Source organism: Geodermatophilus dictyosporus (assembly GCF_900115505.1).
Lineage (GTDB): Bacteria > Actinomycetota > Actinomycetes > Mycobacteriales > Geodermatophilaceae > Geodermatophilus > Geodermatophilus dictyosporus.
Genome location: NZ_FOWQ01000001.1, coordinates 32,379 through 51,712 on the forward strand (window position 1 = coordinate 32,379; position 19,334 = coordinate 51,712).

General features: G+C 75.0%; 23 protein-coding genes. 19 read left to right on the top strand and 4 right to left on the bottom strand.

Annotated elements, in window-relative coordinates; all coding sequences use genetic code 11:
- Nucleotides 1–56 precede the first annotated feature (56 nt).
- On the top strand, nucleotides 57–1,067 hold the full coding sequence (locus tag BMZ33_RS00160; RefSeq protein WP_169063672.1) for a DNA topoisomerase IB: 1,011 nt from the start codon (nucleotides 57–59) through the stop codon (nucleotides 1,065–1,067).
- Between the two features lie 69 nt (nucleotides 1,068–1,136).
- On the opposite strand, the gene BMZ33_RS00165 is transcribed toward BMZ33_RS00160, so the two are convergent.
- Nucleotides 1,137–1,535, bottom strand: a complete 399-nt coding sequence (locus tag BMZ33_RS00165; RefSeq protein WP_091106616.1) for an STAS domain-containing protein — start codon at nucleotides 1,533–1,535, stop codon at nucleotides 1,137–1,139.
- A gap of 281 nt (nucleotides 1,536–1,816) precedes the next feature.
- A complete protein-coding gene (locus BMZ33_RS00170; RefSeq protein ID WP_169063673.1) occupies nucleotides 1,817–2,329 on the bottom strand; it encodes a hypothetical protein in 513 nt (170 codons plus the stop codon).
- 144 nt (nucleotides 2,330–2,473) lie between these two features.
- On the opposite strand from BMZ33_RS00170, the gene BMZ33_RS00175 reads away from it, so the two are divergent.
- The 6 genes from BMZ33_RS00175 to BMZ33_RS00200 all read left to right on the top strand — a co-directional run bounded on the left by BMZ33_RS00175 (nucleotide 2,474) and on the right by BMZ33_RS00200 (nucleotide 9,110).
- A complete protein-coding gene (locus BMZ33_RS00175) occupies nucleotides 2,474–3,076 on the top strand; it encodes a DUF1360 domain-containing protein (RefSeq protein ID WP_091106618.1) in 603 nt (200 codons plus the stop codon).
- 175 nt (nucleotides 3,077–3,251) lie between these two features.
- On the top strand, nucleotides 3,252–4,313 hold the full coding sequence (ku, locus tag BMZ33_RS00180) for a non-homologous end joining protein Ku (RefSeq protein WP_091106620.1): 1,062 nt from the start codon (nucleotides 3,252–3,254) through the stop codon (nucleotides 4,311–4,313).
- A 2-nt stretch (nucleotides 4,314–4,315) separates the two neighbouring features.
- Nucleotides 4,316–5,311 carry a non-homologous end-joining DNA ligase gene (ligD, locus tag BMZ33_RS00185; protein WP_169063674.1) on the top strand — a complete coding sequence of 332 codons (996 nt, stop codon included), beginning with the start codon at nucleotides 4,316–4,318 and terminating at the stop codon, nucleotides 5,309–5,311.
- Entirely contained in the window at nucleotides 5,308–6,228 is a 921-nt protein-coding gene (ligD, locus tag BMZ33_RS00190; RefSeq protein WP_091107750.1) for a non-homologous end-joining DNA ligase, read from the top strand. Before ligD (BMZ33_RS00185) ends, ligD (BMZ33_RS00190) begins: the two co-directional genes overlap by 4 nt.
- Nucleotides 6,229–6,273: 45 nt before the next feature.
- Nucleotides 6,274–7,158, top strand: a complete 885-nt coding sequence (purU, locus tag BMZ33_RS00195; RefSeq protein ID WP_091106622.1) for a formyltetrahydrofolate deformylase — start codon at nucleotides 6,274–6,276, stop codon at nucleotides 7,156–7,158.
- A gap of 290 nt (nucleotides 7,159–7,448) precedes the next feature.
- Complete coding sequence (locus BMZ33_RS00200; RefSeq protein WP_091106624.1) at nucleotides 7,449–9,110, top strand: catalase; 1,662 nt, start codon at nucleotides 7,449–7,451, stop codon at nucleotides 9,108–9,110.
- Nucleotides 9,111–9,165: 55 nt separating this feature from the next.
- Here BMZ33_RS00200 and BMZ33_RS00205 read toward each other — a convergent pair whose 3' ends face one another.
- Together BMZ33_RS00205 and BMZ33_RS00210 are read right to left on the bottom strand one after the other, a co-directional pair.
- Nucleotides 9,166–10,116: a proteasome assembly chaperone family protein gene (locus BMZ33_RS00205; RefSeq protein ID WP_091106626.1), complete on the bottom strand. Its 951-nt coding sequence runs from the start codon at nucleotides 10,114–10,116 to the stop codon at nucleotides 9,166–9,168.
- 81 nt (nucleotides 10,117–10,197) lie between these two features.
- A complete protein-coding gene (locus tag BMZ33_RS00210) occupies nucleotides 10,198–11,550 on the bottom strand; it encodes an AI-2E family transporter (protein WP_091106628.1) in 1,353 nt (450 codons plus the stop codon).
- A gap of 135 nt (nucleotides 11,551–11,685) precedes the next feature.
- On the opposite strand from BMZ33_RS00210, the gene BMZ33_RS00215 reads away from it, so the two are divergent.
- The 12 genes from BMZ33_RS00215 to BMZ33_RS00270 all read left to right on the top strand — a co-directional run bounded on the left by BMZ33_RS00215 (nucleotide 11,686) and on the right by BMZ33_RS00270 (nucleotide 19,325).
- Nucleotides 11,686–11,955, top strand: coding sequence for a hypothetical protein (locus BMZ33_RS00215; RefSeq protein ID WP_091106630.1), 270 nt, complete (start codon nucleotides 11,686–11,688; stop codon nucleotides 11,953–11,955).
- 67 nt (nucleotides 11,956–12,022) lie between these two features.
- Nucleotides 12,023–12,487, top strand: coding sequence for a PPOX class F420-dependent oxidoreductase (locus BMZ33_RS00220; RefSeq protein WP_091106633.1), 465 nt, complete (start codon nucleotides 12,023–12,025; stop codon nucleotides 12,485–12,487).
- A 57-nt stretch (nucleotides 12,488–12,544) separates the two neighbouring features.
- Nucleotides 12,545–13,150, top strand: coding sequence for a hypothetical protein (locus tag BMZ33_RS00225; protein ID WP_091106635.1), 606 nt, complete (start codon nucleotides 12,545–12,547; stop codon nucleotides 13,148–13,150).
- Nucleotides 13,147–13,686: a hypothetical protein gene (locus BMZ33_RS00230; RefSeq protein WP_091106637.1), complete on the top strand. Its 540-nt coding sequence runs from the start codon at nucleotides 13,147–13,149 to the stop codon at nucleotides 13,684–13,686. Before BMZ33_RS00225 ends, BMZ33_RS00230 begins: the two co-directional genes overlap by 4 nt.
- Nucleotides 13,687–13,720: 34 nt before the next feature.
- On the top strand, nucleotides 13,721–14,488 hold the full coding sequence (locus BMZ33_RS00235) for a dienelactone hydrolase family protein (protein ID WP_091106639.1): 768 nt from the start codon (nucleotides 13,721–13,723) through the stop codon (nucleotides 14,486–14,488).
- Nucleotides 14,485–14,883 (top strand): ankyrin repeat domain-containing protein, encoded by a 399-nt coding sequence (locus BMZ33_RS00240; RefSeq protein ID WP_091106641.1) that lies wholly within the window; start codon nucleotides 14,485–14,487, stop codon nucleotides 14,881–14,883. The genes BMZ33_RS00235 and BMZ33_RS00240 overlap by 4 nt, the downstream gene beginning before the upstream one ends.
- A 76-nt stretch (nucleotides 14,884–14,959) precedes the next feature.
- Nucleotides 14,960–16,318 carry an AI-2E family transporter gene (locus BMZ33_RS00245; protein ID WP_091106643.1) on the top strand — a complete coding sequence of 453 codons (1,359 nt, stop codon included), beginning with the start codon at nucleotides 14,960–14,962 and terminating at the stop codon, nucleotides 16,316–16,318.
- Between the two features lie 87 nt (nucleotides 16,319–16,405).
- Entirely contained in the window at nucleotides 16,406–16,669 is a 264-nt protein-coding gene (locus BMZ33_RS00250; protein ID WP_091106646.1) for a hypothetical protein, read from the top strand.
- A gap of 59 nt (nucleotides 16,670–16,728) precedes the next feature.
- Nucleotides 16,729–17,199, top strand: a complete 471-nt coding sequence (locus BMZ33_RS00255; RefSeq protein WP_169063675.1) for an ATP-binding protein — start codon at nucleotides 16,729–16,731, stop codon at nucleotides 17,197–17,199.
- Nucleotides 17,200–17,239: 40 nt separating this feature from the next.
- Nucleotides 17,240–17,659: a DUF350 domain-containing protein gene (locus BMZ33_RS00260; protein ID WP_091106648.1), complete on the top strand. Its 420-nt coding sequence runs from the start codon at nucleotides 17,240–17,242 to the stop codon at nucleotides 17,657–17,659.
- 160 nt (nucleotides 17,660–17,819) lie between these two features.
- Complete coding sequence (gene fabG / locus BMZ33_RS00265; protein WP_091106650.1) at nucleotides 17,820–18,581, top strand: 3-oxoacyl-ACP reductase FabG; 762 nt, start codon at nucleotides 17,820–17,822, stop codon at nucleotides 18,579–18,581.
- A 123-nt stretch (nucleotides 18,582–18,704) separates the two neighbouring features.
- Nucleotides 18,705–19,325 (top strand): GDSL-type esterase/lipase family protein, encoded by a 621-nt coding sequence (locus BMZ33_RS00270; RefSeq protein WP_091107755.1) that lies wholly within the window; start codon nucleotides 18,705–18,707, stop codon nucleotides 19,323–19,325.
- Nucleotides 19,326–19,334 lie beyond the last annotated feature (9 nt).

Below are 19,334 nucleotides of genomic sequence, written 5' to 3' on the forward strand. Positions count from 1 at the left end.
GCTCCGGAGGGTGACCGCACCGTTTGGCGGACCCGCCCGGTGCGCATCCAGGGGGCGTGAGACTGAGGCGCAGCGACGTGCACGGGCCCGGCTGGACCCGTCGCCGGGCCGGCCGGAGCTTCTCCTACCGCGACGAGCGCGGGGAGCTGATCCGGGACCCCGACCGGCTCGACCGCGTCCGGTCGATCGCCATCCCGCCGGCGTGGCAGGACGTCTGGATCTGCCCGTGGCCCAACGGCCACATCCAGGCCACCGGCCTGGACGCCGCCGGCCGCCGCCAGTACCGCTACCACGACGCCTGGCGGGCGCGGCGGGACGCGGAGAAGCACGAGCGGGTGCTGGCGATCGCGCAGGAGCTGCCCGACGTCCGCGACCAGGTGGCGGCGGCGCTGCGCACCCGCGGGCTCAACCGCGAGCGGGTGCTGGCCTGCGCGCTGCGCCTGCTGGACCTGGGCACCTTCCGGATCGGCAGCGAGGAGTACGCCGAGGAGAACGGCACCTACGGCCTGGCCACCCTGCGGCGGGAGCACGTGACCGTGCGCGGGGAGCGGACGTACTTCCGCTACACCGCCAAGGGCGGCATCGAGCGGGAGGTGGAGATCACCGACCGGCCGACGGCCACCGTCGTGCGGCACCTCCTCGAGCGGCCCGACGACACCGGCGACGAGCTGCTGGCCTACCAGCTGGCGGACGGCACCTGGCGCGACGTCACCAGCGACGAGATCAACGCCTACCTCAAGGAGGTCAGCGGCGCGGAGATCACCGCGAAGGACTTCCGGACCTGGAACGCGACGGTGCTGATGGCGGCCACGCTGGCCGAGCAGCCGCCGCCGAGGAACAAGACGGCGCGGAACAAGACGATCCGGGCGGCCTACGTGCGGGTCTCCGAGCAGCTGGGCAACACCCCGGCGGTGTGCAAGGCCAGCTACGTCGACCCGCGGGTGGTCGACAAGTACGAGCACGGGGAGACCGTCGCCGACGCGCTGGCCGAGGTGGCGCAGGCCGACGACGACCGGGAGGCCCAGAAGGCCCTCGAGCAGGCGGTCTGCCGACTGCTGTCCGCCTAGCCGGGACCTGCGCAACGCGGTGAGGCCCCGCCGGAGCGGGGCCTCACCGTGCGGTCGCGGCGGCTGGGGTCAGCGCGCGCTGCTGTCCACGATGGTGAACAGGTCGATCAGGCCGGTGACCTCCAGCGGGCGGGTGACCGCCCGGGTGGTGGCGACCAGCCGCAGGTCGACGTCGCGCGCGCGGGCCGACTTCTGGGTCTCGACGAGGACGGCCAGCCCGGCGGAGCCCAGGAACTGGACACCGGACAGGTCGATGACCAGCTCCCGCGGCTGCTGCTCGAGCTGGGTGTCGAGCGAGGAACGCAGCACCGGAGCGGTGAACGTGTCGACCTCGCCGACGACCGTCACCGTGACCGCGCCGTCCTCACCGGTGGAGGTCGAGAGCGTGATCACGTCGTCGAAGGGTGCCTCCGTGCCGTCAGTCGACACGTCGTGCTGACCTCCGGCGGGCAGGTCGGATGCGGTCACGGACGCAGCTCCTCTCAGTGGTCACGCCGATCGGCGTGCCCACCGGTCAATCTACCGCCGCGCACCCGCGGGGCCGTCTGGCCCCCACCGGCGCGGTGGTCGTCGAAGGCGCTCCGGCGGCGGTCGGCCGGCCGGGCGCACGGCTGCCTGCTCAACCGCGTGCCCCAACGTAGACAACCGGATGGCGGTCCGCCAACCGGCGCCGGGCACGCACGACCGGCCCGGCGGGACGTCACCGGGACGTCCCGCCGGGCCGGTCGGCGGTGGGCGGCGGGGCCGGGTCAGGGGTCGATCACGTGGACGGCGGCCTCCTCGGGGCCCTCGCCGCCGGCGCGCCGGTCGGCGGTCGCCTCGATGTCGTCGGCGGTCCTGTTCGTGCCCGAGTCGCTGTCGAAGGAGGTCGAGGTGTCCTGCTCGAGCTGCATCTGCGCGGCCTGCGGGTCCTCGGCCACGCGGACGCCGGGCTGCACGTCGGGCACCTCCCGGTCGAGCCGGCCGCTGAGCGACTCGCCGTCGGACTGCTCGCGCGCGGTGGTGCCGAAGTCGGTCACCGCGCCGGGGTCCTCGCCCGGCATCGGCGCGAACTCCGGGTCCTCGGCGGACTGCATGGTGGGCGAGTCGTCCTGCGCCACCTCGGGGATGCCCTCGTCCTCGGGGAACACGTCCCGGGCGGTCTGGCCCTCCGGGCGCGGGGTGCCGGCGTCGTCGGCGACGCCGGTCAGGCCGCGCTCGTCGTCGGGGAAGTCGGCGTCGTTCTGGGCGGAGTGCAGCACGCCGCTCTCGTTCTCGCTCACGGGTTCCCTTCCTCTCGTGCCGCCGGGACCGGGGTCCCGGCGGCGGACTGCCCTCCGCCTACCCGCCGTCCGGCGGGCCATGCGGGATCGCGCGTCACGCCCGCAGGCGGCATGAGGTGGTGCGCGACCGGGTAGCGCCAGCGCATGGCGATTCACGACGAGGTGCAGCGGATCAGCCGGCCGGTGCGCCGCTGGGCCGAGGAGCAGGGGCGGGCCTACGACGGCGGCCAGGACCGGCCCCTGGGCGGCTTCCTCGGGGCGATGAGCGTCTACAGCGCCGCGGTCGCCACCGGCGCCGCCGTCGTCCGGGCCTCGGGCCGGGAGCTGCCCACCCGCATCCCGCTCGGTGACGCCGTCCTGCTCACCGTCGGCACCTTCCGGCTGGCCCGCCGGATCGCCAAGGACCCCGTCACCAGCCCGTTGCGCGCCCCCTTCGCGCGCTTCGACGGGGCATCCGGCGAGGCCGAGCTGGCCGAGCAGGTGCGCGCCGAGCACGGCTGGAAGCACGCCGTCGGGGAGCTGGTCACCTGCCCGTTCTGCCTGGCGCAGTGGGTGGGCACCGCGTTCGTCTTCAGCTACGTCGCCGCGCCGCGGGCCACCCGCCTGGCCGCGCTGACCATGACGATGGTCGCCGGGTCCGACGTCCTGCAGTTCGCCTACGACGCGCTGCAGAGCAGTGTCACCGGCGGCGAGGAGGAGGACGATCAGGACGCCGACGCCGCCGGCCGGCACGCCGAGTCGGCCTGAGGCGCGTCCGGCAGCACGTCCAGCACCACTGGTCGAACAGCACCGTCCAGCAGCAGTGCCCGCTTCCCCCGGGCGGAGGAGACCGTCGGCTCAGCGCGTGCCGGTGGCCGGGGCCCGCACCTATCCTGCGGGACCGGCCGGCCGGCGGCCCGGAGCCCGGGGAAGGGGAGTGGACATGCGCTCGATCTGGCGCGGCGCGGTCTCGTTCGGCCTGGTCAGCATCGGGGTGAAGCTCTACTCGGCCACCGAGGACCGGGACGTCCGCTTCCACCAGGTGCACGCCGCCGACGGCGGCCGGGTGAAGTACAAGCGGGTGTGCTCGATCGACGGCGAGGAGATCGAGTACGGCGACATCGCCAAGGGCTTCGAGCTGCCCGACGGCCAGCTGGTGGTCCTCACCGACGACGACCTCGCCGAGCTGCCGCTGTCGACGCGGCGGGAGATCGAGGTCCTGCAGTTCGTCGACCAGGCCGAGATCGACCCGATCCACTTCGAGAAGACCTACTACCTCGAGCCCGACGGCCCGGCCACCCGCCCCTACGTGCTGCTGCGCGACGCGCTGGGGAACACCGGCCAGGTGGCGATCACCAAGATCGCGCTGCGGCAGCGGGAGTCGCTGGCCGCGATGCGGGTGCGCGACGGCGTGCTGGTGCTGCACACGATGCGCTGGCCCGACGAGATCCGCCGTCCCGACTTCGGCTTCCTCGACGAGGACGTGTCGGTGCGCCCGCAGGAGCTGCAGATGGCCGAGGCGCTCATCACCTCGATGGCCGGCGACTTCGACCCCGGCGAGTTCACCGACGACTACCGCGCGGCGATGACCGCGCTGCTGGAGGCCAAGCAGACCGGCGGCGAGGTGCAGCCGGTGCCCGAGACCGCCGACCCCGGTGCGGCCGTCGTCGACCTGATGAGCGCCCTGCGGCGCAGCGTCGAGCGCGCCCGCGGAGGAGCCGCGGAGGAGGACGGGGCACCCGCACCGCGCGCCCGCCGCGCCGCGCGCGCCGAGGAGCCGGCACCGGCGAAGCGGGCGCCGGCCGCCAAGGCCCCGGCCAAGAGGGCCGCCGCGAAGAAGCCGGCGCCGGCCGCGGCGGAGGAGGAGCCGGTCCGCACCCGCGCGCGCAAGGTCACCGCCGCCAAGACCGCGGCCGGGACCACGGCCGGGACCACGGCCGGGACCACGGCCGGGACCACGGCGAAGAAGGAGCCGGCCAAACGCACGTCGCGGCGCAGCGCCTGACCGTGCCGCAGCCCCGTCCGCGACTCGACACGCCGCCGGTGCCGGCGCCGATGCTCGCCGTCGCCGGGGAGCTCCCGCCGCGGGGGCAGGACGCCGCCTGGGGCTACGAGTTCAAGTGGGACGGCGTCCGCGCGCTGGCGGCGGTCCGCGACGGCCGGGTCGGTCTGTGGGCCCGCAGCGGCACCGACGTCACCGCCCGTTATCCCGAACTGGACCGCCTGCCCGCAGTGCTGGCCGCCGCTGATGTCGTCCTCGACGGCGAGGTGGTCGCCCTCGACCGGCTCGGACGGCCGGACTTCGGGCTGCTGCAGAACCGGATGCACCGCACCGGCGGCGCGGAGGTCGCCCGGCTGGCCGCGGCCGCGCCGGTCACCTACCTGGTGTTCGACCTGCTGACCGTCGGCGGGGAGAGCCTGCTCGACCGGCCCTACGCCGAGCGGCGCGACCGGCTCGACGCCCTCGACCCGGCCGGGCAACGGTGGGTGACCACGCCGTGGTTCCGCGGCGGCGGCACCGACGTGCACGCGGCCAGCCGGGACAACGGCCTCGAGGGCGTGGTCGCCAAGCGGCTGGACTCGCCCTACCGCCCCGGCGTGCGGGCGCAGGAGTGGGTCAAGGTCAAGCACCTGCGGATGCAGAGCGTCGTCGTCGGCGGGTGGCGGCCGGGCAAGGGGCGGCGGGCCGGGGGAGTGGGATCGCTGCTGGTCGGCGTGCACGACGACGAGGGCCGGCTGGTGTACGCCGGGCACGTGGGCACCGGCTTCACCGACGCGGCGCTGCGCGAGCTCGGCGGGCTGCTCGCCCCGCGCCGGACGTCGCCGTTCGCCGACGCCCTCCCGCGGGAGGTCGCCCGTGACGCGCGGTGGGCCGACCCCGTGCTGGTCGGCGAGGTGGCCTTCGCCGCCTGGACCGCCGACGGCCGGATGCGCCATCCCGCGTGGCGGGGACTGCGCGAGGACCTCGACGTGGACGACGTCGTGGTGGAGTGGAGCCCGTGAGTCGGCAGCGGGTGCGCGTGGACGGCCGGCAGCTGTCGGTCTCGAACCTGGAGAAGGTGCTCTTCCCCGAGGTCTCGTTCACCAAGGCGCAGGTCATCGACTACTACGTGCGGATAGCGCCGGTGCTGCTGCCGCACCTGTCGGGCCGGCCGGTGACCTTCACCCGCTGGCCCGACGGCGTCGAGGGGCAGGCCTTCTTCGAGAAGAACAGCGCCCGGCACGCGCCGGACTGGGTGCGCACGGTGACCGTGCGAAGCCCCGGGAGCTCCCGGGACCGCGAGGTGCTGGAGATGGTGGTCCTGGAGACCGTCGCCGACCTGGCCTGGGCGGCGAACCTGGCCGCGCTGGAGCTGCACGTGCCGCAGTGGCAGGTGGGCAGCAAGCTGCAGCCGGCGCTGCCCGACCTGCTGGTGCTCGACCTCGACCCCGGCCCGGACGCCGGCATCCGGGAGTGCTGCGAGGTGGCCGAGCGGCTGCGCGTGCGGCTCGACGACGACGGGCTGGACCCGGTGGTGAAGACGTCGGGGTCCAAGGGGGTGCAGGTGTACGCGCCGATCCGGGTCACCGACCGCGAGCACCCCTCCCGCTACGCCAAGGCCCTGGCGCAGGAGCTGTCGGCCGAGACGCCCGACCGGGTGGTGTGGCGGATGGAGAAGGTGCTGCGGCCGGGCAAGGTGCTCATCGACTGGAGCCAGAACAACCCGGCCAAGACCACGGTCGCGCCCTACTCGCTGCGCGCCCGTCCCGACGCGACGGTGTCGACGCCGATCGGCTGGGACGAGGTGGACGCCGTCCGCGACGGCGCGGACCCCGGCGAGCTGCGGTTCCACACCGAGGAGGTGCTGGCCCGGGTGGAGGAGTACGGCGACCTGTTCGACCTCGCCGACCGGACCCGCGCCCGGCTCCCCGCCGTCTGACCGGCCCGCCCGAGGAGCCCCGGTCCCCCCTGGCACCATGCGCCCGTGACCGCCGCACCGCTCGCGCACGACCCGGTCTCCACCGACGTGGGGCGGCTGGTGGTCCGCTGCCCCGACCGGCCGGGCATCGTCGCGGTGCTCTCCCGGCTGCTGGCCGACGTCGGGGCGAACATCACCGAGTCGCAGCAGCACTCCTCCGACCCGGTGGGCGGCACCTTCACGCTGCGGCTGGAGTTCGTGCTGCCCGGGCTGGCCGCGCGCCGGCAGCAACTGGAGGGGGCGCTGGAGCTGCTGGCCGCGCAGTGGCAGCTGACCTGGCGGCTGTCGGAGGCCTCCTACCGTCCCCGGCTGGCGGTGTTCGTGTCGAGGACCGACCACGTGCTGCAGGAGCTGCTCTACCGGGTGCGCGCCGGTGACCTCCGCGCCGACATCGCCGCCGTCGTCTCCAACCACCCCGACCTCGAGCCGGTGGCGCGGGCGGCCGGGGTGCCCTTCCACCACGTGCCGGTGACGCCGGGGACCAAGGCCGAGGCCGAGGCGCGGGCCCTGGAGCTGGTCGGTGACGTCGACCTGGTGGTGCTCGCGCGGTACATGCAGATCGTCTCGGCCGAGTTCTGCGCCCGCTTCCCCGAGCGGCTGATCAACATCCACCACAGCTTCCTGCCGGCCTTCGTGGGCGCGAACCCCTACCGGGCGGCCCACGACCGCGGCGTGAAGCTCATCGGGGCGACGGCGCACTACGTGACCCCCGACCTCGACGCCGGCCCGATCATCGAGCAGGAGGTGGCCCGGGTCGACCACCGCGCCACCGTCGAGGACATGCGCCGGGTCGGCCGCTACGTCGAGCGCCAGGTGCTCGCGCAGGCCGTGACCTGGCACGTCGAGGACCGGGTCGTCGTCGAGGGCGACCGCACCATCGTCTTCGCCTGAGGGAGGACCTCCCGGCCCCCGCAGGGAGGCCACCCGGTCCCACCCGGTCCGTCGACCTCCCCCGCGCCGGACGCCCATGGCAGGGGGCCGGGGTGGGTAGGGCACCGTCCGGGGGAGCGTCCCCGTTGACTTGACCGGTTCAGGAAGAGCCGGCTGGGTAGGACGTGTGGACACGACGCGGACGTCCCCGGTCCAGGAGTGGCCTCGGCACCCGGCCTGCCGCCGGTCCCGACCCGTCCGCCCGTCACCGGCAGCACGCCGGACCGCCACACCCCAGGAGGAGCAGGAGCATGACCGACGTCGCAGCGCAGGGTCCCGCCCCGAGCGAGGCCGACCGCCCGGTCCTGACCAACCGTCAGGGTCACCCGGTCCACGACAACCAGAACTCGCGGACGGTGGGCGCCCGCGGCCCGGCGACGCTGGAGAACTACCAGTTCCTCGAGAAGATCAGCCACTTCGACCGGGAGCGCATCCCCGAGCGCGTGGTGCACGCCCGCGGCTTCCTCGCCTACGGCGAGTTCGAGGCCACCGGTCGGTGGGGCGACGAGCCGATCGAGCGCTACACCCGCGCCCGGTTCCTGGACGCCCCGGGCAAGAAGACGCCGCTGGCCATCCGGTTCTCCACCGTCATCGGCGGCCGGGACTCCTCCGAGGCCGCCCGCGACCCGCGCGGCTTCGCGGTGAAGCTCTACACCGAGGACGGCAACTGGGACCTCGTCGGCAACAACCTCGCCGTCTTCTTCATCCGCGACGCCATCAAGTTCCCCGACGTCATCCACTCGCTCAAGCCGGACCCGATCACGTTCCGGCAGGAGCCGGCCCGGATCTTCGACTTCATGTCGCAGACGCCCGAGGCCATGCACATGCTGGTCAACCTGTTCTCACCGCGCGGCATCCCCTCGGACTACCGGCACATGCAGGGCTTCGGCGTGAACACCTACAAGTGGGTCAACGCGCAGGGTGAGACCAAGCTGGTCAAGTACCACTGGCTGCCGCGGCAGGGCGTGAAGAGCCTGACCGAGGCCGACGCCGCCGCCATCCAGGCCGGCGACCTGGGCCACGCCTCCAAGGACCTCTACGAGGCCATCGAGCGCGGCGAGTACCCGCAGTGGGACCTCTACGTCCAGCTGATGGACGACCACGACCACCCCGAGCTGGACTTCGACCCGCTCGACGACACCAAGGTCTGGCCGGAGAACGACTTCGAGCCCAAGCTCGTCGGGACGATGACGCTGAACCGGAACGTCACCGACCACCACAACGAGAACGAGCAGAGCGCGTTCGGCACCGGTGTGCTGGTCGACGGCCTGGACTTCTCCGACGACAAGATGCTGGTCGGCCGGACGTTCTCCTACTCCGACGCCCAGCGCTACCGGGTGGGCCCGAACTACCTGCAGCTGCCCGTCAACTCGGCCCAGGGCGCGGCGGTGCACACCAACCAGCGTGGTGGCCAGATGTCCTTCGGCGTGGACCTCGGCCCCGGCCAGAACCCGCACGTGAACTACGAGCCGTCGATCACGGGCGGCCTGCGCGAGGCGCAGGCCCCGACCCACGACGAGCAGGGCCCGGAGATCACCGGCCGGCTCACCCGCAAGCGCATCCCCCGGACCGACGACTACACCCAGGCCGGTCAGCGCTACCAGCTCATGGACCAGTGGGAGAAGGACGACCTGGTGGAGAACCTGGTCGCCAACATCTCCCAGGCGGTCCGTGAGGTCCAGGAGCGGATGGTCTGGCACTTCCTCATGTGCGACGACGAGCTCGGCCAGCGGGTCGGCGAGGGCCTGGGCATCACCGCGGACGACGTCCGTGGCCTGGAGCCGCTGCAGAGCCAGACCCTGTCCGACGCCGAACTGCAGCGCGCCGCCAACCTCGGCAAGAACGGCCCGCGCGACGTCACCGGCCTCACCATGACGCACACGGTGCCGAACGAGCGCGTCGTCCTCGCCTGAGGCGAGGGCCTCCCCGCCCCCACCGCTCGCGGGCGGTGGGGGGCGGGGAGGCCTCCTACTCGCCGCGGCGGCGGTCCTGCTCGGCCAGGAAGCGCTCGAACTCCGCGCCGAGCTCGTCGCCGCTGGGCACCTCGCCGGCGTCGCTGAGCAGGCCCGAGCCCTCGCGGGCGGCGGTGAACTGGTCGTACTGCTGCTCGAGGGCGGCCACCACCGCGGTGTTGTCCGAGGAGCGGGCGATCTGCTCGTCGATCTCGGTGCGGTTGGCCTGGGCGGCCTCGCGCAGCGTCTCGGTGGGCAGCAGCAGGCCGGTGAGCCGGCCCAGGTGCTCCAGCAGCCCCAGGGACCCGGCCGGCCAGGTGGCCTGGGCGAGGTAGTGCGGCACGTGCGCGGCCACGCCGAGCGCGTCGACGCCGGCCTCGCCCAGCCGCAGCTCCAGCAGGGCGGCGGCGCTGCCGGGGACGCGCATCTCGCTCCAGTAGACGGGGTAGCCGTCGATGAGCTGGCGGCGGGTGGCGTGCGCCGTGACGGTGACCGGCCGGGTGTGCGGCACGGGCATGGGGATCGCCTGCAGCGCCACGGCCGAGGTGACGCCGAGCCGCTCGACCAGGTGGGCGACCGCCGCGGTGAAGGCCTCCCACCGGTAGTCCGGCTCCGGGCCCGTGAGCAGGAGGAAGGGCTCGCCGGCGTCGTCCTCGAGGGCCGACAGCACGATCTCGGGCGCGTCGAAGGACTCGTAGCGGTCGCCGGAGAAGGTCATCCGCGGCCGGCGGGCGCGGTAGTCGACCAGCGCGTCGGCGTCGAAGCGGGCGACGGTGCGGTGCGGCAGCGTGGCGAGCAGGTGCGCGGCGGCCAGGGCGGAGGAGGAGGCGGTGTCGAAGTCGCCGGAGAGCGCGTGCACCAGCACCAGGCCGCGCCGCTGCCCCGGCTCGGTCACGGCCGCCTCGGCGGCGAGGAACGGCTCGGCCTCGGGGAGCAGCTCGACGAGCTCCTCCGGTCGCTGCGCCACGGGGGCACCTCCTGCTGGTCGGCGGCGCCGTGTCCGGCGTCTCCTCCTCTCAGCGGCGGCGGGGACCCCGGCATTCCCGGGTCAGCCGGCCGGGGGGGCCTGCGACGCCGGTCCCCGGGTGAGCACCGCGCCGTCGTCGTCGCCCGCGACCCGGGCGTGCGTGCCGTCGCCGGCCACCTCGGGGTGCCGGCCGTCGAGGGCGTCGCGCGTGTACCGGTAGACGACGGCGATCAGCGCGGCGACCGGCACGCCGAGGAACGCGCCGATGATGCCGGCCAGGCTGCTGCCGGCGGTGACGGCGAGGATGACCACCGCCGCGTGCAGGTTGAAGCCGCGGCCCTGGATGATCGGCTGCAGCACGTTGCCCTCGATCTGCTGCACGAGCAGGACGATGCCGAAGACGATGAGCGCGACGGTGAAGCCCTCGTCGACCAGCGCGATCAGCACCGCGAACGCACCCGCGACGAAGGCGCCGATGATCGGGATGAACGCGCCGAAGAAGGTCAGCACCGCCAGCGGGATGACCAGCGGCACGTCGAGGATCCACAGCCCCAGGCCGATGAAGAAGGCGTCGACGAAGCCGACGAGGGCCTGCTGCTTGATGAACTCCGACAGCGTGGACCACGTCTTCTGCGACAGCGCGGCGACGTGCGGCGCGGCCTTCGGCCCGGCCTGGGCGGCCAGCCAGGGCACCCAGCGCGGCCCGTCCTTGATGAAGAAGAACGCCAGCACCAGCGCGAGCACCAGGTTGATCAGGCCGTTGCCGACGGCGGAGGCGCCGGTGGCGGCGTAGCCCGCGATGTTGGAGGCGTTGGCCTGCACCGAGTCGATGGCCTGGTCGACGTACTGGCCGATCTGCTCCTCGTCGATGTTGAACGGTGGGCCCTGCAGCCACTGCTGGACCTGCTCGAGGCCGTCGGCGGCCTGGTCAGCGAGCTCGGTGACCTGGTCGGCCACCTGCGGCGCGATCACCGCGACCAGTCCGCCGATGAGTGCGAGGAAGGCCAGCAGCACGACCGCGGCGGCCAGTGCCGGCGGCCAGCCGTGGCGGCGCAGGAAGCGGGTGGGCGGCCAGAGCACCGTGGCGAAGAGCAGCCCGAGGATGATCGGCAGCAGGATCACCCACAGCCTGCCGAGCACCCAGCCGACCACCACCAGCGCGGCGGCGATCAGCAGCAGCTGTGCCGAGCCGATCGCCAGCGCGCGGATCCCGGCCCGGGCGCGCTCGCCGCGCTGCCAGGTGGGCGCCGGTGCCACGGTGGCCTCGTGGTCGCCCGGCCGCGGGTCGCCGGTGCCGCCCTCGCCGGTGAGGGCGGGGGTCGGCTGCTCGTGCGCGGCACCGGCCCGGCCGGTGCCGACACCGCCCTCGGCGGGGGAGCTGCCGGCCCGCGTGGCGGGGACGTCGTCCCGTCGTCCGGGCGGGCGGAACCTCATGGGCTCGATCGCACCACAGATCGACAGGGCGCACCGGACGGGCCCGTTCTCCGCGGCCGTGGAGGTCGAGGACGGCGCGAGCGGGTAGTACCCCCGAGCCGGGGACCCCGCCCCGGCCCGTCCCCGAGGAGCGCCATGTCCGAGGTCCCGCAGCCGGTCACCGACAACAGCGTGAAGGTGCGGCAGCTGTCGCACTACCAGTTCAGCTGGATCGCCGGCGAACCCGGCAAGCCCGGCACCTACACCCTGCAGCTCGTGCTCGACCAGGGTGCGTGGGAGGAGATCCTCACCCTCGACCCCGACGACGCGGACAACCTGCAGGACCTGCTGGCCAACACCGGGACGGTGCACTACGACATCGACCGCCGGGTGCTGATGTTCGGCGTCACCAAGACCGGCGCCTGACCCACCGCACGGCCCCGGCGCGCCGGCTCCGCTGCCCCGCCCGGGGAGCGCCGCTAGCGTCGGGGCCGTGCCCAGGACCGCCACCGCCGACCGTGTCGACCGCGACGCCCTGCTGGAGTTCCTCCGCCCGCGGCACCGTGCCGTGCTGCTCACCCGCCGCCGCGAGGGCGGGCCGCAGCTGTCGCCGGTGACCTTCGGCGTGGACGCCGAGGGGCGCGTCGTGGTCTCCACCTACCCGCAGCGCGCCAAGGTGCGCAACGCCCGCCGCGAGCCGGCCGTCTCGCTGTGCGTGCTCTCCGACGACTTCGACGGCCCCTGGGTGCAGCTCGACGGCCGCGCCGAGGTGCTCGACCTGCCCGAGGCCCTCGAGCCGCTCGTCGAGTACTTCCGCTCGATCAGCGGCGAGCACCCCGACTGGGACGAGTACCGCGCCGCCATGGCCCGGCAGGGCAAGTCGCTGCTGCGGGTCACGATCGAGCGCTGGGGGCCGGTGGCCACCGGCGGCTTCCCGCCCGAGCTCGCCGCCGGCTGACGCGCCGGGCAAGGTCAGGAGCTTGCCCGCCCGGCGCCCCGGGACGATGCTGCGCACGTGCTCGCCCTCGCCGCCGTCCCCCGGGCGCCGGGCGGACCACCGCAGCCGCCGCCCGCCGGGCTGCCGGCCGTCCCGGCGGGGGAGGGGTGGACGGCGCTGCTCGGCGACGCCGCCCGCGCCGTCGACGCCGTCCTCGCGCTGGTGCGGCAGGGCGGCTGGCGGATCGGTGTCGGCGCGGCCCCGGAGCCGGCCGGCGACGCCGGGGTGCTGCTCGCCGCCCGGCGGGCCCTGGCCGCCGCCGCGCGCCGGCCGGCCCGGCTCGCCGTCCGCGGGCCCGATCCCGCCGCGGCCGCCGACGCGCAGGCGGTGCTCACGGCACTGGCGAGGCTGCTCGCCCGGCGCACCCCCGCGGCGTGGGCCGCCGTGGACCTGGTCGCGGCCGGCCACACCCGCGCCGCCGCGGCCGCCGCGCTGGGCGTCTCCCGGCAGGCGGTCGCGCAGCGGCTGACGGCGGGGCTGTGGGACCTTGAGCAGGAGCTGCGGCCCACCGCCGTCCGGCTGCTCGCCCGCACGGGCGGGGGGACCCCCGGGTCGGCCGGCGCGCGCGGTGATCACCGCACCCCGGAGAATGGGACGACGCCGTCTCCCGGAGGTCCGTCATGAGCGCACCCGCGCACCCGCAGCGCAACGCCGAGCTCCTCGGCATCTACCTCAACGACCACCTGGCGGCGGCCACGGGCGGCATCGAGCTGGTCTGCCGCATGCTCCGGGTGCACGCCGGCTCCCGCTGGGAGCCCCCGCTGCAGCAGCTGCTCACCGAGCTGCGCGACGAGAAGGCCTCCCTGCTGGCGGTCGCCGGGGCGCTGGGCGTGCCGGTGCGCCAGTACAAGCAGCTCGGTGTGTGGGTGGCCGAGAAGGTCACCCGGGCCAAGCTCAACGGTCGGCTGCTGTCGCGGTCCCCGCTGTCGGACCTCGTCGAGTTCGAGTTCCTCGCCTCGGCCGTGCGCGGCAAGCGCAGCGGCTTCGAGACGCTGCGGATCGTCGCCGAGGTCGACGACCGCATCGACAGGGCGGAGCTCGACCGGCTCATCGACCAGGCGCACCGGCAGTACGAGTGGCTCACCGACGCCCGCCGCGACGTCGCCGCGGCGACCTTCGGCGGTCGGCCGGCGGCGGCGGAGCGCACCGGGGGCCACTGAGCAGCCGGGGCCGGCGGCTGGTAGCAACGTCGCCGTGTGCCACGACCCCAGCAGCCGCCCGCCCGCGCCGCCCCGCACCGGCGCAGCGGTCGGCGCGACCGAGTCGACCGTCCTGACGGCGGCCGACGGCACGCGGTTCTCGGCCGCGTTCGCCGGGCCGGTCGACCCCGCCGCCGCGACCGCCGGCGTCGTCGTCCTCCCCGACGTCCGCGGCCTGCACCCCTACTACGTGGCGCTGGCCGAGCGGTTCGCCGAGGCCGGCGTCCCGGCCCTGGCGATCGACTGGTTCGGCCGCACCGCGGGCCCGGCCGACGGCGGCACCCGCGACGCCGGCTTCGACTGGCAGTCGCACGTCCCGCAGACCACGCCCGAGGGCGTCGACGCCGACCTCGCCGCGGCCGTCACGGAGCTGCGCGGTCGCACCCGGCCGGACCTGCCGGTGGTCACCGTCGGCTTCTGCCTCGGCGGCAGCCACTCCTGGCGGCAGTCGGGCGGGGACCTCGACGTGGCCGCGTGCGCGGGCTTCTACGGCCGGCCGGTCATGGTCGGTGACGCCGCCGACCGCGCCGCCCGCCCGACGCTGCTCCTGGTGGCCGGCGCCGACGCGGCCACCCCGGTGGAGGAGCAGCTCGCGCTGGCCGAGCGGATGCGCGCGGCCGGCGCCGACGTCGAGACCGCCGTCTACGACGGGGCGCCGCACTCCTTCTTCGACCGCGCGGCCCCCGAGTGGTCCGACGCCTGCCAGGACGCGTGGCGGCGGCTGCTCGCGCTGGTGGACCGGGCCGGGGGTGCCGCGTCGTGAGCGAGCCGGTCGACCCCGGTGTCATCGAGCTGGCGGCCCGCGTGTTCGACCTGGCCCGCTCCGGCCGCACCGAGGAGCTGGTGGCCTACCTCGACGCCGGCGTCCCGCTGGAGCTCACCAACGACAGGGGCGACACCCTGCTGATCCTCGCCGCCTACCACGCCCACCCCGGGACGGTGGCCGCGCTGCTGGCCCGCGGCGCCGACCACGGCCGGGCCAACGACCGCGGGCAGACGGCGCTGGCCGCAGCGGTGTTCCGCCGCTCGGAGCCCCTCGTCCGCACGCTGCTCGACGCCGGTGCCGACCCCGACGCCGGCGGGCCCAGCGCCCGCGAGACGGCGGCCTTCTTCGAGCTGCCGGAGATGTCGGCGCTGCTGGAGCGGCCCGCCCGCTGAGGCCTCCCCCCGGACGGCGTCCCGGCGTGTCACCCTGGGGACCCACGGCGGCGGCGGAGGGGGACGCACACAGACCATGGCCGCGCAGCAGCACCTGCCGCCCCCCGGCGGCGACCGCGTCGAGTCCGGGGCGACCCGGGTGACGCCGCCGGACGTCACCGACCTGCAGACCGTCGTCGGCACGGGCCTGCAGCCCACCACGACACCGGGGGCCGACGTGCTGGGCGCCGACGCTCCCGGGGCCGACGCGCTCGGGGCCGACGCGCTGACGGCCGGGGGCCCCCCCGAGCTGCCGGGCGCGTCGGTCCTGCCCCGCTGGCTGGTCCTGCTGGTGGGCGGCGCCGCGGCGACCATCGCCGTCGCCGGTGTCCGGGAGATCGCCTGGCTGCTGGCACCGGTGCTGCTGGCGCTGGTGGTCGTCGTCGCGCTGACGCCGGTGCAGCGCTGGCTGCTGCGGCACGGCGCGCCCCGGTGGGTCGCCGCGACGGTGCTCCTGGTGCTGGTGTGGGGGGTGCTGCTCGCCCTCGGGTCGATGCTGGTCGTGGCGATCGCGCAGTTCGCGCTGCTGCTGCCCGACTACGCGCCGCAGTTCCAGCTCCTGCTCGACGACGCCGTCCGGCGGCTGGGCGAGGCCGGCATGTCCTCGGGGCAGATCGCCGAGCTGGTCGACCGCTTCGACTACGGGCAGCTCGTGGGCCTGGCCACCGGGCTGTTCGCGCGGGTCACCGACACCGCCACCACGCTGGTGCTGCTGCTCTCGGCCATGGTGTTCCTCGCCATCGAGTCCGGCGGCTTCGGCCGGCGGCTGGCGCTGGTCGCCGAGGAGCGCCCCCACCTGCCGATCGCCCTGGGCCTGTTCGCGCGCGGCACCCGCAGCTACCTGCTGGTGAGCACGGTGTTCGGCGCGATCGTGGCCGTCGGTGACACCATCGCCCTGGAGATCCTCGGCGTGCCCATGCCCCTGCTGTGGGGGCTGCTGTCGTTCATCACCAACTACGTGCCGAACATCGGGTTCGTCCTCGGCGTCATCCCGCCGGCGCTGCTCGCCCTCCTCGACGCGGGATGGACCGAGTTCTGGGTCGTCATCGTCGTCTACGCGCTGCTCAACTTCGTCGTCCAGACGCTCATCCAGCCCCGCTTCGTCGGCGACTCGGTGGGCCTGTCGATGACGGTCACCTTCCTCGCGCTGCTGTTCTGGGGCTGGGTGCTCGGGGCGCTGGGCGCGCTGCTGGCCATACCGCTGACCCTGCTGGTCAAGGCGCTGCTGGTCGACGTCGACCCGCGCGGCCACTGGCTCGACGCGCTGCTGCGGGAGGAGCCGCGGCCCCCGCGGACCAGCCGCGCCCGCAAGCGCGCGCACGACCGCAGGGCGGCGCTGGCCTCGGTGCGGGCACTGCACCCGCACTGGCCCGGACGGCGCGGATCCGGCGACTGACCTGCGCGTTCACGGAATGTCAGGGGTCTGCGGGACGTTGTCCCCGGTGTCGGACGACGTGTCCGGCGAGACCTTCGAGGAGGACCCGTGAAGGGTGACCGTGTCGAGGTCGTCATCGACGCCGGTGGCGACACCCGCACCTACGAGATCGAGGCCACCCGCGCCGGGCGCCGGGTGGACGTGACCCACGGCCGCGGCGTCGTGGAGGTCACCGAGACCACCCGCGGTGGCACGCCCGTGCGCACCGCGCGGTTCATGTCCGGGCGGGTGCTCGCCCTGGTCGAGCACCCGGCCGCCCGGCCGCTGCTCGAGGACGACGAGCCGGTGACCCCGCTGCGGCGCACCGCCTGAGAGAACCTGCCCGCCCCCACCCCTCGCTCGGGACGGGGCCGACAGCGAGCCGGCCCGCCGTGACACCGGAACTGGTCGTGATGGTCGGGCTGCAGGGGGCGGGCAAGTCGACGTGGGTGGCGCGGCACCTGGCCGCCACCCACGCGGTCGTCAGCAAGGACCACTGGCCGCGGGCGCGCCGGCGCGAGGCACGGCAGCAGCGGGTGGTCGCCGAGCTGCTCGCCGCCGGGCGCAGCGTCGTCGTCGACAACACCTCCCCGTCACCGGAGGAGCGGGCGCCCCTGGTGGCCGCGGCCCGCGCCGCCGGCGTGCCGGTGCGGGCGGTGTGGGTGGACACGCCGGTCGAGGACTGCCTGGCCCGCAACGACGCCCGCGAGGGACGGGCCCGGGTGCCGCTGGTCGGCGTCCTGGCCGCGCGGGCGCGGTTGCGCCCACCGTCGGAGGACGAGGGCTTCGACCGGGTCGACGTCGTCCGTCCCGGGAGCCCGCCGGCGGACCGCCGCGTGCCACCGCCGGGACCGGTGCGGTAGACCTTGCAGGCCCGTCCCCGCCCACCTGGAGGTCTCCCTCGTGCTGGCCAGCATCGGCTACGCCGTCGCCTACACCGCCGTCGGCCTCGTGCTGCTGGCGCTGGGCTACCTCGCCCTCGACCTGCTCACGCCCGGCCACCTGGGCCGGCGCATCTACGAGGACCGGTCGGTGAGCGCGGCGGTCGTGCTGGCCGCGGGCTTCCTCGCCCAGGGCGCGATCACCTTCACCACGATCTGGACCAACGCCACCGCCGGCTTCGGGCAGGCACTGCTCTACACCGTCGTCTTCGGCGTGCTCGGCGTGCTGCTGCAGGCGGGCGCCTTCGTCCTGCTCGACCTGCTCACCCCCGGCAAGCTCGGCGCCATGGTCACCGAGGTCGGGTTCCACCCGGCCAGCCTGGTCAGCGCCGCGGCGCAGCTGTCGGTCGCCGCGATCATCGTCGCCTCCATCTGGCCCTGAGCCCGCGGCGCGCGACGCGCCGCCGGGCCCAGGGCGGTGCGGAACCTACTCACCCGTAACGTGTCGGGCGCAGCGCGCGGGCGCACGGCGGGGCCATCCCGTCGGCCCTGTGTCCGGAGAGGCCGGCGACGACGCCGCCACCAGCATGAGAGGAACCGCAATGAGCGAGGGAACCCCCCGCGTCGCGATCGTGACCGGCGCCGCCCGGGGCATCGGGGCCGCGACCGCACAGCGGCTGGCCGCCGACGGCTTCGCCGTGGCCGTGCTCGACCTCGAGGAGGCCGCCACCAAGGAGACCGTGCAGGCCATCGAGGGTGCTGGTGGTCGCGCGCTCGGCGTTGGCGCCGACGTCAGCGACGCCGAGCAGGTGCAGGCCGCCGTCGAGCGGATCGCCGCCGAGCTGGGCGCGCCGGTCGTGCTGGTCAACAACGCCGGCGTCATCCGCGACAACATGCTGTTCAAGATGACCGAGGTCGACTGGGACCTGGTCATGAACGTGCACCTGCGCGGCGCGTTCCTCATGGCCCGCGCCGTCCAGAAGTACATGGTCGAGGCTACGTGGGGCCGGGTGGTCAACCTGTCCTCCACCTCGGCGCTGGGCAACCGCGGCCAGGCCAACTACTCGACGGCCAAGGCCGGCCTGCAGGGGTTCACCAAGACCCTCGCCATCGAGCTGGGCAAGTTCGGCGTGACCGCCAACGCGATCGCCCCGGGCTTCATCCAGACCGAGATGACCAAGGCGACCGCCGACCGGATGGGTGTCGCGTTCGAGGACTTCATCGCCTACGCCGCCAAGGAGATCCCGGTGCAGCGCGTGGGCCAGCCCGAGGACATCGCCCACCTGGTGTCGTTCTTCGTCAGCGAGGGCGCCGGCTTCGTGTCGGGCCAGGTCGTCTACGCCGCCGGCGGCCCGAAGGCGTAGCAGCCGCCCGCACCACGACGGGGGCCGCCCGTTCCCGCTCCGGGAGCGGGCGGCCCCGCCGTGCGTGGGCTGCGGCACGTCGGCGGAGGGCACATCGGCGCCCCCCGCGGCGTTGCACCGACCGTGACCGCACCGTTCCGCCTCGTCCTCCTCGGGGACTCCATCGCCTACGGCACCGGTGCCGCACGGGTCGAGGACGGCCTCGGCCCGCGGCTGGCGCAGGTGCTGCGCAGTGAGGGCCTCGACGTCGAGCTCACCGTCCTCGCCGTCCCCGGCGCGGTGTCCCGCGACCTCGCCGCCCAGGTGCGCCGGGCCGGGCCGCTGGGCGCCGACCTCGCCGTCGTCGTCGTCGGCGCCAACGACCTCGCCCGCTTCCTGCCGGCCGACCGGGCCGCCCTCGCGCTCGGCGCCGCGGTGGCGGACCTGCGTGCCGCGGGCACCGACGTCGTCGTCGTGCCGGCGCCGGACATGTCCAGCGTGCCGTTCGTCCCGCCGGCGTTCCGGCCCGCGGTGCAGGCCGCCTGCGCGCTGCTGCAGCGGCAGCAGGCCGCCGTCGCCGAGGCGCACGGCGCCACGGTCGCCGCGGTGTCCGCCGAGGTCGGCCGGGCCTTCACCGACGACCCCGCGCTGTTCTCGGGCGACCGGTTCCACCCGTCCTCGGCCGGCTACGCCCGCATCGCGGCGGCCCTCGCTCCGACGGTGCTCGCCGCCGCCCGCGCCCGCCGGGCCCGCCGGGCGGCCTGAGCCGGCCCG